12 protein-coding genes are annotated in these 16,230 nt (G+C 42.0%); 2 read left to right on the top strand and 10 right to left on the bottom strand.

Annotated elements, in window-relative coordinates:
• Nucleotides 1–230 precede the first annotated feature (230 nt).
• Together nrdD and nrdG are read left to right on the top strand one after the other, a co-directional pair.
• The gene (nrdD, locus tag RV00_RS00730; protein WP_071860692.1) at nucleotides 231–2,423 is read left to right on the top strand and encodes an anaerobic ribonucleoside-triphosphate reductase; all 2,193 of its coding nucleotides are present in this window, start codon (nucleotides 231–233) and stop codon (nucleotides 2,421–2,423) included.
• A gap of 71 nt (nucleotides 2,424–2,494) precedes the next feature.
• Nucleotides 2,495–3,097: an anaerobic ribonucleoside-triphosphate reductase activating protein gene (gene nrdG, locus RV00_RS00725; protein WP_071860691.1), complete on the top strand. Its 603-nt coding sequence runs from the start codon at nucleotides 2,495–2,497 to the stop codon at nucleotides 3,095–3,097.
• Between the two features lie 42 nt (nucleotides 3,098–3,139).
• Here the strand turns inward: nrdG and dinB are convergent, their stop codons facing one another.
• The 10 genes from dinB to RV00_RS00675 form a co-directional block, all read right to left on the bottom strand.
• Nucleotides 3,140–4,249 (bottom strand): DNA polymerase IV, encoded by a 1,110-nt coding sequence (dinB, locus tag RV00_RS00720; RefSeq protein ID WP_071860690.1) that lies wholly within the window; start codon nucleotides 4,247–4,249, stop codon nucleotides 3,140–3,142.
• Between the two features lie 340 nt (nucleotides 4,250–4,589).
• Nucleotides 4,590–5,120: a prevent-host-death protein gene (locus RV00_RS00715; RefSeq protein WP_071860689.1), complete on the bottom strand. Its 531-nt coding sequence runs from the start codon at nucleotides 5,118–5,120 to the stop codon at nucleotides 4,590–4,592.
• Nucleotides 5,121–5,186: 66 nt separating this feature from the next.
• Complete coding sequence (locus tag RV00_RS00710) at nucleotides 5,187–6,224, bottom strand: HTH domain-containing protein (protein WP_071860688.1); 1,038 nt, start codon at nucleotides 6,222–6,224, stop codon at nucleotides 5,187–5,189.
• 114 nt (nucleotides 6,225–6,338) lie between these two features.
• Nucleotides 6,339–8,432: a heavy metal translocating P-type ATPase gene (locus RV00_RS00705; RefSeq protein ID WP_071860687.1), complete on the bottom strand. Its 2,094-nt coding sequence runs from the start codon at nucleotides 8,430–8,432 to the stop codon at nucleotides 6,339–6,341.
• 49 nt (nucleotides 8,433–8,481) lie between these two features.
• On the bottom strand, nucleotides 8,482–10,656 hold the full coding sequence (locus RV00_RS00700) for a heavy metal translocating P-type ATPase (RefSeq protein ID WP_071860686.1): 2,175 nt from the start codon (nucleotides 10,654–10,656) through the stop codon (nucleotides 8,482–8,484).
• On the bottom strand, nucleotides 10,657–10,866 hold the full coding sequence (copZ, locus tag RV00_RS00695; protein ID WP_071860685.1) for a copper chaperone CopZ: 210 nt from the start codon (nucleotides 10,864–10,866) through the stop codon (nucleotides 10,657–10,659).
• A gap of 34 nt (nucleotides 10,867–10,900) precedes the next feature.
• A complete protein-coding gene (locus RV00_RS00690) occupies nucleotides 10,901–11,341 on the bottom strand; it encodes a CopY/TcrY family copper transport repressor (protein WP_071860684.1) in 441 nt (146 codons plus the stop codon).
• 156 nt (nucleotides 11,342–11,497) lie between these two features.
• Complete coding sequence (locus RV00_RS00685) at nucleotides 11,498–13,555, bottom strand: heavy metal translocating P-type ATPase (protein ID WP_071860683.1); 2,058 nt, start codon at nucleotides 13,553–13,555, stop codon at nucleotides 11,498–11,500.
• A gap of 144 nt (nucleotides 13,556–13,699) precedes the next feature.
• On the bottom strand, nucleotides 13,700–14,998 hold the full coding sequence (gene asnS, locus RV00_RS00680; protein ID WP_071860682.1) for an asparagine--tRNA ligase: 1,299 nt from the start codon (nucleotides 14,996–14,998) through the stop codon (nucleotides 13,700–13,702).
• A 41-nt stretch (nucleotides 14,999–15,039) separates the two neighbouring features.
• Nucleotides 15,040–16,227: a pyridoxal phosphate-dependent aminotransferase gene (locus RV00_RS00675; RefSeq protein WP_071860681.1), complete on the bottom strand. Its 1,188-nt coding sequence runs from the start codon at nucleotides 16,225–16,227 to the stop codon at nucleotides 15,040–15,042.
• Nucleotides 16,228–16,230: the final 3 nt, after the last annotated feature.

Genomic DNA, 16,230 nt, shown 5'->3' with positions numbered 1-16,230 from the left:
CTGTCTGACAGCTTACATTTTTTTCACATTCAAAACAAATATTTTTAAGTTATTTTAACATAGCTGTAAAGCACGGCCTCATCAGCTTTCATACACTTTTACATAAAGGAACACACTATATATAGTGTGTTCTTCTTTTATTCCTAAAAAAAGCCCCAATATATCGTTGCATGCTAAATCAAAATGCTATATTATTAATAGTGAGATTTAGAAGAAATGGAGTGTTTGTTATGATGGAAATCCATACAAAAGACTCGTTGCTCAACGAGTTTCAATCGTCATTAAAAAATATCAAAGTCGTAAAACGCGATGGACGTCACGTCTCCTTTGATGACCAAAAAATTTATGATGCATTGATTAAAGCTGAAACAAAAATAAAAGGTTCGATTGATCCTTTAGCTCACGGGCGCATCCAATCAATCGTCGAACGCGTAGATGCTGAAATTTCTGAGCGTTTCAACAGTGACATTAAAATTTATGAAATCCAAAACATCGTGGAACATATTCTATTAGAGCATAACGAGTACGGGTTAGCCGAGGAATATATCAATTATCGGACCCATCGTGATTTCCAGCGTAGCAAAGCCACTGACATTAACTTTACAATCGGCAAATTAATCAACAAGGACCAAACGGTCGTGAATGAAAATGCCAATAAAGACAGCGATGTCTTCAATACTCAACGGGATTTAACGGCTGGAATCGTGGGTAAATCCATTGGTTTAAAAATGCTGCCAGCCCATGTAGCGAATGCTCACCAAAAAGGCGACATCCATTACCATGATTTGGATTATCATCCCTATACACCAATGACGAACTGCTGTTTGATCGACTTTAAAGGCATGTTGAACGACGGATTTAAAATCGGTAATGCCGAAGTAGAAAGTCCTAAATCAATTCAAACGGCGACCGCACAAATTTCACAAATCATTGCCAATGTAGCTTCAAGCCAATACGGCGGTTGTTCAGCCGATCGGACAGATGAATTGTTAGCTCCTTTTGCGCGCTTAAATTATGAAAAACATTTAAAAGACGCCGAAGAATGGATCGATAGTCCAGAAAAGCAAAAAGCTTTTGCGAAACAAAAAACACGTAAAGATATTTATGACGCGATGCAAAGCTTAGAATACGAGATCAATACGTTATTTACTTCAAACGGACAAACACCCTTTACGTCATTAGGCTTTGGTCTTGGAACAGATTGGTTTGAACGCGAGATTCAAAAAGCGATCCTACAAATCCGGATCGAAGGTTTAGGTAGCGAAAAACGCACGGCGATTTTCCCTAAATTGATTTTCACTCTACGCCGTGGAACCAACTTGGAACCAACTGATCCAAACTATGATATTAAAGAATTAGCATTAGAATGTGCAACCAAGCGGATGTATCCAGATATCCTGAATTACGACAAATTAATCGAGCTGACTGGCAGCTTCAAGGTGCCGATGGGCTGCCGCTCATTCTTGCAAGGTTGGAAAAATGAACAAGGCGAAGAAATCAATGCAGGTCGTATGAATCTTGGGGTCGTTACGTTGAATTTACCACGGATCGCCTTAGAATCAGCCGGCAACAAAGAAAAATTCTGGACATTATTAGAGGAACGTCTGCAAATCGCTAAAGACGCGCTTGTTTTCCGGATTGATCGTTGTAAAGAGGCCACACCGGCGAACGCACCGATCTTGTATCAATACGGCGCATTCGGCAAACGTTTGAAACGAACAGATGCTGTCAATGAATTATTCAAAAATAAACGAGCTACGATTTCTTTAGGCTACATTGGTCTTTACGAAGTTGCCAGCATTTTTTACGGCGGCGAATGGGAAGGCAATCCAGAAGCGAAAGCTTTCACCTTGGATATTATGAAAGATCTAAAAGAACATGCAGATGCCTGGGGCAATGAATACGGCTATCACTTCAGTGTTTATTCAACACCAAGTGAAAGTTTGACGGATCGCTTCTGTCGTTTAGATACAGAGCGCTTTGGTGTTGTTGAAAACATCACGGATAAGGATTATTACACGAATAGCTTCCATTATGATGTGCGGAAAAACCCAACGCCATTTGAAAAATTGGATTTCGAAAAAGACTATCCTAAATATTGTTCTGGCGGCTTCATCCACTATTGTGAATACCCAGTATTGCAGCAAAATCCAAAATCTTTGGAAGCTGTTTGGGACTATGGATACGATCGCATCGCTTATCTAGGAACCAACACACCGATCGATCATTGCTACGAATGTGGCTTCGAAGGCGACTTCAAACCAACCAAACGCGGCTTTGAATGTCCAGAGTGCGGCAACCATGATCCAAAAACCTGTGATGTTGTCAAACGGACTTGCGGCTACCTAGGCAATCCGCAAGCACGTCCGATGGTTCACGGCCGTCATGAAGAAATCGCCTCACGCGTCAAACATATGAAATAGAAACTGGAAATACGATTGACAGGGACGGCGCTCTTTGCCGCTCCCTGTTTTACTTGAAAGGTGAAAAAAACATGCGTAATCCTAAACCAAAAGAATGGCTGGCCAGTGAGTTAAGTCAGCAATACATCGCCGATTATAAGGCCTTCAACTTTGTTGATGGAGAAGGCGTCCGGAATAGTCTCTACGTCAGTGGCTGTCCCTTTGCCTGCGAAGGCTGCTTCAATGCTGCCGCACAAAATTTTCATTACGGCAAGCCCTTCACCCAAGAAATTGAAGATCAATTAATCGCGGATACAGCCCACGATTATGTTCAAGGTGTCACTTTCTTAGGCGGCGAGCCTTTTTTGAATACTCAAGTCTGCTTAAGAGTGATTGACCGTTTACGGAAAGAATTTGGCGACACGAAGGATATCTGGTCTTGGAGCGGCTACACGTTTGAAGAGCTGTTACAAGACAGTGAAGACAAACTAGAAATGCTCAGCAAGATTGATATTCTCGTTGACGGGCGTTTTGAACTGACACAAAAAAACTTGATGCTGCAATTTCGTGGCAGTGCCAATCAACGGATCATTGATGTCAAAAAATCTTTAGCACAAGGTGAAGTCGTTATTTGGGAAAAACTCCATGACTCCGAAAAAGCTTTTGAACAAATCAAAAAGAGCGAACTAATTTAGTCGCTCTTCTTGTTTGATGTCTGGCTCTACGAACTAGCTTTTTCACTCCCACAAAGGCAAGACAATATTTTCATAGGCAACGGGATCTAGATTAGTCAAGGTGATACCGACTAAGCGGATCCCTTTTTCAATGCCGCCAATTTCCTCCCAAATCAAGCTAGCTTGGGAAAATAGTTCTTCTTTTTTTTCTATGTAATAAGGCAGCGTCACTCGCCGCGTCACAGTCGTATAATCTGTATATCGAATCTTGACGACCACCGTTTTGCCATGCCGCTGCACGCGTTTTAAGGAGCCTTCGACCTTTTCCGCTAATTGCCTTAACTGACTTAAAACCTCGTCCTCTGTGGCCAATGGACGGCCGTAAGTATGTTCTTTCCCCACCGACTTGCGTTCACGAGTAACACTGACGGGCGAGTCGTGAATTCCACGAACTTTTCGATACAAAGAGTAGCCCATCTTACCAAATTCCTGGATCAAAAACATTTCACTTTTTTCGTATAAATCCTCGCCAGTAAAAATTCCCAATTCATTCATTTTCGGTACGGTCTTTTTCCCAACACCGTGAAATTTTTCAATTGGTAGCTGCTTTAAAAAGATGACAGCTTCTTCTGGTGAGATCACTGTCATGCCTCGCGGTTTTTGATAGTCAGAGGCCAATTTAGCCAAAAATTTATTATAACTAACTCCGGCCGAACAAGTCAGTTGCAGCTCCTGCCAAATATCCTGCTGAATCAAGCGAGCAATTTTGATGGCTGAACGGGCATTGATTTTATTTTCTGTCACATCTAAGTAGGCTTCATCAATCGAAACGGGTTCGATGACATCTGTATAGCGATGAAAAATGGCTCGAACTTGTTGCGAGACCGCTCGGTATTTTTCGTGATCGCCGGGTTTAAAAATTGCTTGGGGACAAAGCTCAAACGCTTTTTGAGCGCTCATCGCAGAATGAATCCCGTAAACCCTAGCCTTGTAATTCGCGGTCGTCACAACCCCTTTTCCTCCAGTATCAGAAGGATGGCGGGCGATTACTAAGGGATGCTTCGCTAATTCAGGATCATCCCGCTCCTCAACCGACGCAAAAAAAGCATCCATATCAATATGAATAATTTTTCGCGTCGTATCATTTTTTAATGGAAAAACTAAATCGGCCACAGAATTCACCTCCCCTTTCAGCGTCCTTATCAATGATTCTGGTTCCATTATAACCGAACGTTTGTTCACAGACAACTATCCCGTAGTCTCTCAGCTAACGACCTTACCGCACTAAAAAAGGCTTTCGCGAACTCGCTCAGCTTTTGAGCAATAAGACCAAACGATTTCGAAATCGTTTTGCTTATTGCCGATAAAGCTAGTTCGTGAAGCCAGACATGGCTAGACCTGCTGTAAAGTGATTTATTCATGTAAAAATTTTAGACTTTCTTTATAGTAAAAAAAGGCCTAAGCTTTTGCTTTAGACCCCAAATTTATTTTTCTGATTCAGCGCTTGAACGACTTAACGTTCAATCAGATTGACTTTACGAATCATCAGCTTATCCGCCGCTGCTCGTTGGAATTCTTGGGCTTCACCAAAAATTTCAGCGTAGATGACTTTATTATGCTCCCTGCGACGTAATTGATAAACGATTTTACCGCTGTCTTCCAGTTCCTTCATCATTTCCGTAACACCGCCAAAGCCAGTCTTCTTCGTAATAAAGCCGGTCGCTACCATGCGTTCGTCTAAGTAGCGGGCAGAAATCACTGAGCCTTTCGCTAAGGTGGTTCGTAAAGCCGTTGCTAATTCCTCTAATTCTTCTGGGACCGGTAATTCCCGCTCCACTGGTTGGTATAATGTATCTCGTAAGGTTGTTAATTCCTCAATTAAAGCTTCGTACTGTTCTTTCGTCAACATCACGCCAGCAATTTTTTCGCGATTGAAGACATAGACCCCAGTGTCGGCTTTGCGAGCTTGAGCAAAAACATCCATTGGTGATTTTTTTACTTCTGTAATCGAAGATGTCGGAACATCTAATTTTTTTAACCCCATCTGCTCTCCTCCTACGCGTAGTCTTCATCATTATAGCATAACCCTTCATTAAGCAAAAACATCCCTCTAAATTCTTTCGGTTGAAGATAAAAAAGCTTGATAGCCCTCCTGAATTCGCAACGAAGTTTTTAAGTTGGGATTTAAGGATAACGAAACTTGATAACTGGAATAAAGGATATGATTCAGCGCCAACGCCAATTCATCGATTCGGCAGTTCCTTAATAGCGGAATCGATCGCTTCAATTCCTTGCTAAAGGAAAATAAAATCGCCGGTACTTCTCTTGTCTTCCATTTTTGGTTGAAAACCGCTAAAGGCAAGCCTTGCTGGATACCTAAAAACAAATCAAATAATTTAAGAATAAAAACTTGTTTACTAGGATTTAATTCCCACATAGGTTCCATCTCAATGATTTGTAGGCTCCTGATGATTTCTTTATATAAAGGGGTTTGATATTTTTCATGGCAAAGATAAAACGCCAGACAAGCTTGGATATGATGGCGCAGATAATCAAAAAAACAAAGCTCAGCAATACTTTCTGGCAAAGAAAAATCAGCTGCGAAAGTCAACAGCATTTCTTTGTCTGGGATCAACTCTTGCTTTGGATAAAAAAGCTGCTGCTCTTCATAATGCCGAGCCAGACGACAATATAACGCCCGCTCCTCTAACTGGCAAAAATCCCGTAAAAACTTCAACTGCAGATGGAAGATCAAACGGACATCCCCGCTTAAACACCCTTGTCGTCGATTCACTGAAAGATTCCAAGTAAGTAAATAATTATTTAATTGCTTGATTTTTCTATACTCAATTTCTTGTGGTCCATCACTCCATAAGTATTGTTGGAACAGCTTGAAGGTGGGATTTTCTAAAAGGATTTTGCGATACAGCTCAGAAAAACTCGTTACGTTGGACCAATCAAGCTGCCATTGAGTCATTTTTTTAGCATAACCCTTTTCTTGCAAAACGGTTAGGTCCCGTAAAACGGTTTTCCTGCTAACGCCAAGCCGCCCCATTAATTCCTTTACTGTATAACATTCTTCTTTCAATAACTCGATTAGTTGCAGCTGCCGCTGTTCCTTTTTTCCTGTCATAAATTGCCAGATCATCCTTCGCCCTTCTTTCCTGCTCCTTGCCGATAGGTCTCTTATTCAACATAGCATAAGTTCAAAGGCTTTAAATTCTCAATTTTTTTCCAAAAAAAAAGAAAAACGCCTGAAAACTCAGACGTTTAACGTCATGGCATTGATCGCCACAATGATCGTACTTAAAGACATTAAGATTGCTCCAACAGCTGGGCTTAATAAAATCCCAATTGGTGCCAAGATACCGGCGGCCAAAGGAATCGCTAAAATATTGTAGCCGGCTCCCCACCAGAGATTTTGGATCATTTTACTATGAGTCCGCTTAGCCAAGCGAACGAATTTTAAAATATCCTGTAAATTGCTGTTAGTCAAAACAACATCAGCTGAATCAATCGCGATATCTGTTCCGGCACCGATCGCCATCCCAATCGAGGCTCTCGCTAATGCTGGCGCGTCATTGATCCCATCACCGACCATCATGACTTTTTTGCTTTTATCTGTATAGTCCTTAATAATTTTTTCCTTGTCATCTGGCAAGAGTTCACTGTAAAACTCTTTAATGTCCAAATAATTAGCAACTGCTTTCGCTGCCTCTTGATTATCACCTGTCAGCATGACTGGTTCAATCCCATTGTCTCGCAAGCTCTTGATAAACTCTTTAGCCTGTGATTTTAGGGTATCGCCCATGGCGAAGAAAGCAACTAGCTGATCGTCAATCAACAAGAAAGAAATTGTATTGCCTTGAGCCTGATAATCTTTCAATTTCTCTGGATCAATTGTCAACTGTCGTTTTTCGATTTCTTTTTGATTCGCTAAAATCACTTGATGACCTTCAACAGATCCTTTCACGCCAATACCTTTTAAGGTTGAAATATCTTTTCCTTGATAAGGTTCGATTTGTTCAGCGGTTAAATAATTCATGACTCCAACGGCTAATGGATGATTCGTTTGTGCTTCCAACGCGCCGATATACTTCAACACTTCTGTCTTGTCCATCTCAGTCAGGCTTTCAACCCCGGTCACTGTGAATTGACCTTCTGTCAACGTTCCCGTTTTATCTAAAAATACATAATCTAACTGATTGCCTTGTTCCAACGCCTGACGACTTTTTAATAGCAACCCATTTTTTGCAGCTAAAGAAGTCGACCGAGCGATTACTAAAGGAATCGCTAAGCCTAATGCATGAGGACAGGCGATTACGAAGACTGTGACCATGCGGTCCAAGGCTTGAGGCAAATCTGCTACAATCAGCCAAGCAATAAAAGTTAAGATCCCAGCGGCTAGTGCGATATAAAACAGCCATTTGGCCACTTTATCGGAGATCGATTCCAGCTTTGATTTTTCTTGCTGGGCTTGTTTCACCATCGTCATAACTTTCGCTAAATAGCCATCTTCACCGGTCCCCGTTACTTTTAATTGGATGGTACCATCACCGTTGACGGAACCGCCAATCACTGAGTCGCCGACCGTTTTCTGAACGCCTTTTGATTCACCCGTTACTGCCGATTCATCCACGATCGTCGAGCCGTCGATAATTTCACCATCAGTAGGCATTTTGTCGCCGGCCCGTACTAACAATCGATCGGCTTTTTTTATTTCTTGCAGTTTAACTTTTTTCGTAGAGCCGTCTGCTTCGATCTTGTTGACTTCGTCTGGTAACAATTCAGCCAACTTCTTCAATGCATTGCTGGCATTAGAAACAGCACTCATTTCTACCCAGTGCCCTAGTAGCATAATAACGATCAGCGTTGCTAACTCCCAGAAGAAATCCATCACATGGGCCGCAGGGTTCATTTTATTCGCTACAAAAGAATACAAGCTGTAAATATACGAAACCGAGATCCCCATCGCGATCAAGGTCATCATCGCGGGACTTTTCATTTGTAATTCCATTTTGGCGCCACTTAAGAAGGGCTGGCCACCGTAAATAAACAGAATCGTCGCTAAAACTAAGACGACCCATTCAGAACCAGGAAAAGTAAACTGGAAAGGTAGCTGCATTCCCATCATCGGTGAAAGTACGATGATGGGGATCGCCAAAATCAGCGAGAGCCAAAATTTTTGTTTAAAATTGCCCATATGCATCGAATGATCCATGCCACCATGATCCATTTCGTGATCCTCATGACCGTGCATTCCGTGATTCATCTGCTGATGATCACTCATCTCATGATGTTCATGTGCCGAATGATCCATTTCCATCGATTCATCCATTTGTTCTCGCTGTTTCATAGCAACTCACTCCCAATTCTTTTAATCTTATTTTTCAATATTCGTTAGTCTACAATTTTTTCTGATTCAAGCTCAGTGAATTCAACAAAACACTAACTGAGCTGAAGGCCATCGCACCGCCGGCAATAATTGGATTCAAAAAGCCGAAGGCCGCAAAAGGAATTCCAATCACGTTATAACAAAAGGCCCAGAATAGATTTTGCTTGATTTTCCGTAAAGTTAACTTAGATAAACGAATACTTTTTTCAACCGATACAAGATCGCTATTCATCAAGGTAATATCTGCTGTCTCCATCGCGATGTCCGTCCCACTGCCCATTGCAATTCCGATATCTGCTAAGGCCAAGGCTGGCGCGTCATTGATTCCATCGCCTACCATACCAACGGATTCTCCCTTTGTCTGCAATTCCTTCACAACTTGAGCCTTGTCTTCAGGTAATACTTCTGCGACAATATCCGCAGACTGCAAACCGACCTGTTCACCAATGTAACGAGCGGTCTGAGGATTGTCTCCTGTCAGCATTTTCACTTTGATGCCTAGTGTGTGAAGTGCTTCAATTGCCGATTTAGAAGAGGCTTTAACTTGATCAGTCACGGAGATCATCGCTAAAAGATTGGCTTGATCGGTCAAGAACATCACCGTCTTACCTTCCTCTTCTAACGCTATCACACGATCTTCTGCAAATGAAATATTTCGCTCCTTCAAGCCCCGTTTTGATCCAACAAAATATTGTTTGCCATTGATGATTCCTGTCACACCTTGTCCAGTCAAACTTTCAAATTGATCAACCGGTAAAATTTCAGTCTGGTCTTTGCCATATTGATAAATCGCTTTTGCAAGTGGGTGTTCTGACTGCTGTTCCAAACTCGTCAGATAAGCTAAGGCTTGCGGATCAAAAGCTTCAAAATCAGCGACCACCGGTTTTCCTTCAGTGATGGTCCCCGTCTTGTCTAAAACTACCGTTGTCAGATGCGCGATTTTTTCTAACGCACCACCGCCCTTAATCAAAATACCGGACTTCGCTCCCAAACCAGTGCCCACCATAATCGCTGTCGGCGTCGCTAAACCCAAGGCACAAGGACAGGCGATTACTAAGACAGAAACACTGTGAACGATCGCCAGCTGCCAATCACCTGTAAAGAAGCCAGTGGCCAACAAGGTCAGTAACGCGATGCCTAAAACAGTCGGGACAAATATTTTCGAGATTTTATCCGCAATTTGCTGGATCGGCGCTTTTTCCCCTTGCGCGTCCTCCACCATCCGAATGATCCGAGAAAGTACCGTCATACTGCCAACTTGGGTGGCGGTAAATTGAATACTACCAGTCGTATTGACCGTTCCACCAAACACTTGATCTTCTACTTGTTTATCCACCGGCAGACTTTCCCCAGTCAACATACTTTCATCAATCGTCGTTTGACCAGCCAAAATTTTGCCATCCACCGGAATCTGTTCTCCAGGACGAACACGCAGTAAATCCCCCGCTTGAACTTTTTCAATTGGAACTTGCTGCTCTATACCGGCAACGATAACCGTCGCCGTTTTGGCTTGCAGACTCATTAGCTGTTTGATGGCGTCGCTAGTTTTTGTTTTAGCTTTTTGTTCTAAATATTTACCCAACAAGATCAACGTGATGATCATGCCACTGCTTTCAAAATACAAATCAGAGTTATGGGGATTAAAAAAGCCATTATAGACACTAAGTAAGAATGCCGCTGACGTACCCATCGCTACCAAAACGTCCATGTTTGGGGCTTTGGTCTTCAAGGCATGATAAGCGCCGCGATAAAATCGTTGACCTACTCCAAATTGAACTGGGGTCACTAAGATCAATTGAACCAGTGGTAAGTGTAGAAAATGAACCCAACCGGCATGGCTACCTAACAGCATCGCGACCATCGCGATCATTAAGGGTGCTGTTAAAACCGTACTTAAAATCAAATCACGTTTCATTCTTTTTAAGTAAGCGGCTTTTTCTTGCTGAATCTTTTGCTTATGTTCCTCGTCAAACAAAATTGCCCCATACCCGATAGCCTCGACTCGTTGGATCACTTGCTCTGCACTAAGGGTATCGTCAAATTGGACAGTGGCTTTCTCAGTCGCTAAATTGACATTCGCCTCCAGTACACCATCGGTCGTTTTCAATTCTTTTTCCACTCGGGCCGAACAATTGGCACAAGTCATACCAGTAATCGCGAATGTTTCTACGGTTGCGTCTGCCAATTAGATCACCTCAGTTTCATACCCTGCCTCAGTCACTGCTGCAGCGATTTGGTCTGCTGAAACTTGTGCCTCGTCGAATTTCACCGTACCATTATTTTTCTTAAGATTGATTTTCACTTTATCGATTCCATCTAATTGATTGATCGCTTGTTCCACTTTTGCCACACAGTGATTACAGCTCATTCCGTTAATTGCAAATTGTTTTTTCATTTTTTCCGTCTCCATTCTTATCTGTTTTATCTTTTTATTGATGATGTTTGCATTCGCATTGCCCAGGAATACAGTTACATTCAATTTTTTCTACTGTTTGTTTGTTTACCAGCTGCTCTTGAATCAATGCAACATCGGCATCGGTCAATTCAGCTTCCGCTACCAACTCGGCGATTGTTTCCCCAATTCGCTTTGCACAAATATGAGAAAATAAATTTTCCGTCGCGCTCTTGACTGTTTCACCTTCGCTAATCGCTGGATAATAAATATATTTTTTCCCCGCTTGCTCGGTACGGACGGCTTCTTTTTTCACTAAACGCCCTAACAGCGTTTTGATCGTCGCCGGTTTCCAGTCCATTGTCTGCCCTAAAATATCAATAATTTCTTGCGCGGTAGTTGCTTTTTGCGTCCAAATCACTCGCATGACTTCCCATTCAGAATCACTGATTTTAATCGGTGTAATCGTCATAGTCATAAATTTTCACCTCTTCCGTTTACAAATGTAATCTACTTTTTAAGTTTACAATTGTAATCTCAATTCGTCAACTATTATGTTGATTATTTTTCTTTTTATTTTTTTTAAACGCAAAAAAAGCTTTGGGACCGAACAGTCCCAAAGCTTTAACGTTACTTATTTTGCTCGCAAACACCGCATCGCATTCAAGACGGCGATCACGGTCACGCCGACATCTGCAAAAACAGCAGCATACATTGTAGCAAAGCCCAATGCACCTAAGATCAAGACGATCACCTTTACGCCAATCGCAAATACGATATTTTGTTTGACGATTTTCATGGTTTTACGGGCGATCCGAATCGCGACCGGGATTTTTTCCGGTTGGTCATCCATGATTACGACATCAGCTGCTTCAATGGCAGCATCTGAGCCAAGGCCACCCATGGCGATCCCGATATCCGCGCGTGCTAAAACCGGTGCATCATTCATTCCATCCCCAACAAAGGCGGTTTTTTGTTGACGTTTCAATTCATCTTCTAAATGAATCACTTTATCCTCTGGCAATAATTCACTGTAGACTTGATCGATTCCGATTTTATTACCAATTGCGTCAGCGATCCCACGATTATCCCCAGTCAGCATAACGGTCCGCTTGACACCCAGCTTTTTCACTTCGTTCAACGCTTCAGCAACATTATTTTTCAATTCATCTGCAATCACTAAATGTCCAATATATTTTCCACCCATCGTCACATACACGATCGTACCGATTTCGTCGACTACTTGAAAGGAAATATTTTCTTTAGCTAATAATTTTTCGTTTCCAACTAAAAATTGATGCCCTTCAATTATAACCGAAATACCATAGCCAGCAATTTCTGTTAACTGACTGACTGGCGATAACGGTTGATCAACGTAGTTCACGATGGACTGCGCGATCGGATGACTCGAGCTTTGCTCCGCACTGGCAACATAACGTAGAAAATCGCCTTGATTGATGATGGTCTCAACCTTTTGCACTTCGAAAACGCCTTTGGTCAAGGTTCCGGTTTTATCAAAAACTAGCGTTTCGACGTTCGCTAACGTTTCAATATAGTTACTACCTTTGATTAACACGCCAGCTTTACTTGCTCCACCGATTCCCCCAAAGAAGCTCAATGGTACCGAAATAACCAACGCACAAGGACAAGAAATCACTAAGAAGGTCAATGCACGATATACCCAATCATAAAAGGGCTCACCGGTAACAAGCGGTGGTACTATTGCCAACAGCGCTGCTAAACCGACAACGATCGGTGTGTAATAACGAGCAAAGCTAGTAATAAAGTTTTCCGCCGGTGCTTTTTTACTGCTGGCATTCTCAACTAAATCCAAAATTTTGCTAACCGTCGACTCACCAAACGTCGTCGTCACTTCCACCGTCAGCTGCCCACTTTGATTAATAAAACCACTCAAAATCTGTTCATCAGGATGAATGCTGCGGGGGACGGATTCGCCTGTTAAAGCAGAAGTATCCAGCATCGAGCTTCCTTCTTTGACGATTCCGTCTAAAGGAACTTTTTCACCTGGTTTGATTAAAATTTGATCGCCGACTTGGATCGTTTCCGGTGCGACTTTCTTTACTTCACCATTTTGGATCAAATTCGCCGAGTCAGGTCGAATCGCCAATAACGAACTAATTGATTTTCTAGATTTTGCCACCGCATAATCTTGGAAAAATTCACCGACTTGATAAAATAGCATGACTGCCACCGCTTCTGGATATTCGCCAATCGCAATTGCTCCAACCGTTGCTACAGCCATCAAGAAATTTTCATCAAAGATCTCACCATGAAAAATATTGGTAATAGCGGTCTTCAATACGTCATACCCGATCCACAAATACAAAACTAAGTAAGCAGCGAGCTTCCACGGCATTGCCGGTGCAACGATCGCTAATAAAGCTAATGCTAGGACAGCGACCACAATTTGAATGATTTTTCCTTTAGAGTCTTCTTCGACTTTTTCCGTTTGGACACTATTGACCTCTACATCAGGTTCCAGCTTATAAACTACTTCCTTCGCTTCTTCCGTCACGCGATCAATTTCCTTTTCAGGCGCCACGATTGTCAGTTTGGTGCTGATAAAATCAACTTGCGCTTTTTCCACACCTTTGATTTGTTGAACTGAACGTTCGATCTTAGCTGCACAGTTTGCGCAATCCAGTCCGTCTAACCGATATACTTTTTCCATGAGATTCCCTTCTCTCTAAAATACATATGAATGTTTCTTCATGTTTATTATATATGAGTGATCATTCATATGTCAAGCAGAAAAAGAAAGCTTTTTCAAAAAAAAAAGCACCGAGGAGCCCTCGATGCTTTTGGCGTTTCATTCTTATGGATAAATCCGGTTTAACAAGCGTGGGAATGGAATTGCTTCCCGTACATGATCAATTCCTGAAATAAAGGTAATGGTTCGTTCCAAGCCTAAACCAAAACCTGAATGAGGCACAGTTCCGTATTTACGCAAATCTAAATACCATGAATATTCTTCTTCGTTCAGACCAGCTTCACGAATTTGTTCTAACAGATAATCATAATCCGTCGCCCGTTCTGAACCGCCGATGATTTCACCATAACCTTCTGGCGCGATCAAATCGGCACAGATCACCACGTCTTCACGTGTTGGATGTGGTTTCATGTAAAATGGTTTGATGGCTTTTGGATAATTCAAAATAAAGACCGGACGATCAAAGGAGTTCGCGATAAAGGTTTCATGCGGCGAACCAAAATCATCGCCCCATTCGATATCATCAAAATCATTTTTCTTCAATAATTCAATCGCATCATCATACGTGATCCGTGGAAACGGTAATTTTGTATAATTTTTCAAAATTTCTTTGTCTCGACCTAACGTATCTAACGCATAGTCACAGTTATCCAAGACACTTTGTACCAAGTATGCAACATATTGTTCTTGCACTTCTAGGCTGTCTTCTTGATGCATGAAGGCCATTTCCGGTTCGATCATCCAAAACTCGATTAAGTGACGACGCGTCTTTGATTTTTCAGCACGGAAGGTTGGACCGAATGAGAAGACTTTACCTAAAGCCATCGCTGCGGCTTCCATGTATAACTGTCCACTTTGTGATAAATAAGCTTTATGATCAAAATAATTTGTTTCAAATAAATCACTTGTACCTTCGGGAGCTGAACCAGTTAAGATCGGTGGATCAACTTTCACAAAACCATTATTATTGAAGAATTCGTAGGTCGCACGAATCACCTCGTTACGAATCAACATGATTGCGTGTTGTTGTGATGAACGCAGCCATAAATGACGGTGATCCATCAAGAAATCAACGCCGTGTTCTTTTGGTGTAATCGGATAATCATGACTTTCACCAATAACTTCGATTTCCTTCACGCCTAGTTCATAGCCAAATTTCGAACGTGTGTCTTCACGAATTTCTCCGGTAACGATAATCGATGTTTCTTGTGTTAATTCTTTTGCTAAATGAAAAACCTCTTCTGACACTTCGCTTTTCACTACGACTGCTTGAAAATAAGCCGTACCGTCACGTAATTGTAAAAAAGAAATTTTCCCGCTTGAGCGCTTATTCGCTACCCAAGCACCAATTTTTACTGTTTCGCCAACATGGTTCTTGGCATCAATGATTTGAATCTGTTCCACAAATGTCTCTCCTAACTTATTTATCCCGAATGATGATTTTTTTACTTTTTACTATTTTCGATAAAACGGCGAATCCGTACAACGGCTTCCTCTAACTCTTCCATGCTAGCAGAATAACTCATCCGCACACTGTCAGGGGAACCGAATCCTTCACCAGTCACCAACGCTACTTGTTCTTGCTCTAATAGATCGTTGACCCAAGTAGTGACGTTGTCATAGCCCCCCATTTCCATCGCTTCCTTGATATTAGGAAATAGATAGAAGGCGCCCTGTGGTTTTGTTAACTTAAAGCCTGGCAGATCAGCAACCTTTGGATAAATCGTATTTAGTCGTTCTTCAAAGGCTTGCCGCATTTTTTCTGCCGTCTCTTGCTCACCTGTCAAAGCCTCGACAGCCGCAATTTGGCTGACCGCCGTTGGATTACTAGTAGACTGTGAAGCGATTGCTGTCATACCACTGATGATTTCAGCGCTACCAATCGCATAACCGATTCGCCAACCAGTCATAGAATAGGTTTTTGACACGCCGTTAATGATCACTGTATGCTGGAAAATCTCGTCAGATAAAGAAGCAAGATGGGCCGCTTCGTTCCCATTATAAACAAGATGATCATAAATATCATCTGAAACAATCAACAGCTCATGACGAATCGCCCATTCACCCAGTGCTCGCAACTCATCTTCTGAATAAATCATTCCGGTCGGATTTGATGGTGAGCTGATAATGATCGCTTTGGTTTTTTCCGTGCGGACGTCTTCCAAGTGTTCCACCGTGATCTTATAATCATTGGCTTGGTCACCATGAATAAAGACCGGATTTCCTTGCGCCAATTTGACTTGTTCGCCATAACTAACCCAATAAGGTACTGGAATGATGACTTCATCGCCGGCATCAAGAATTGTTTGAAATAAGGTGTATAACGCAAATTTTGCCCCGCTAGTTACGATAATATTTTGCGGTTCAACAGTCAGATCATAATTTTCTTTCGTAAAATCAACGATCGCTGATTTTAATTCTGGCGTACCACCGGAAGCAGTGTAAAAGCTGACTTTTCCGCTCTTGATCCCATCAATAGCTGCCTGCTCGATATTTTCCGGTGTAGTAAAATCGGGCTCTCCCACAGTCAAACTAATCACATCTAAACCTTTTGCTTTCAATTCTTTGGCTTTTGCCGTTGCTGCTAAAGTGACGGACGGTTCTAAGTTTGTTACACGCTGTGATAATTTCATAAC

Source organism: Enterococcus devriesei (assembly GCF_001885905.1).
Lineage (GTDB): Bacteria > Bacillota > Bacilli > Lactobacillales > Enterococcaceae > Enterococcus_A > Enterococcus_A devriesei.
This window is presented reverse-complemented; position numbering and strand designations above follow the sequence as displayed.

Bases quoted from the DNA above. Each gene is read 5' to 3' on its own strand.
- nrdD (WP_071860692.1), top strand. From the start codon at position 231: ATGATGGAAATCCATACAAAAGACTCGTTGCTCAACGAGTTTCAATCG.
- nrdG (WP_071860691.1), top strand. From the start codon at position 2,495: ATGCGTAATCCTAAACCAAAAGAATGGCTGGCCAGTGAGTTAAGTCAG.
- RV00_RS00715 (WP_071860689.1), bottom strand. From the start codon at position 5,120: ATGGGGTTAAAAAAATTAGATGTTCCGACATCTTCGATTACAGAAGTA.
- RV00_RS00710 (WP_071860688.1), bottom strand. From the start codon at position 6,224: ATGATCTGGCAATTTATGACAGGAAAAAAGGAACAGCGGCAGCTGCAA.
- RV00_RS00705 (WP_071860687.1), bottom strand. From the start codon at position 8,432: ATGAAACAGCGAGAACAAATGGATGAATCGATGGAAATGGATCATTCG.
- copZ (WP_071860685.1), bottom strand. From the start codon at position 10,866: ATGAAAAAACAATTTGCAATTAACGGAATGAGCTGTAATCACTGTGTG.
- RV00_RS00690 (WP_071860684.1), bottom strand. From the start codon at position 11,341: ATGACTATGACGATTACACCGATTAAAATCAGTGATTCTGAATGGGAA.
- RV00_RS00685 (WP_071860683.1), bottom strand. From the start codon at position 13,555: ATGGAAAAAGTATATCGGTTAGACGGACTGGATTGCGCAAACTGTGCA.
- RV00_RS00675 (WP_071860681.1), bottom strand. From the start codon at position 16,227: ATGAAATTATCACAGCGTGTAACAAACTTAGAACCGTCCGTCACTTTA.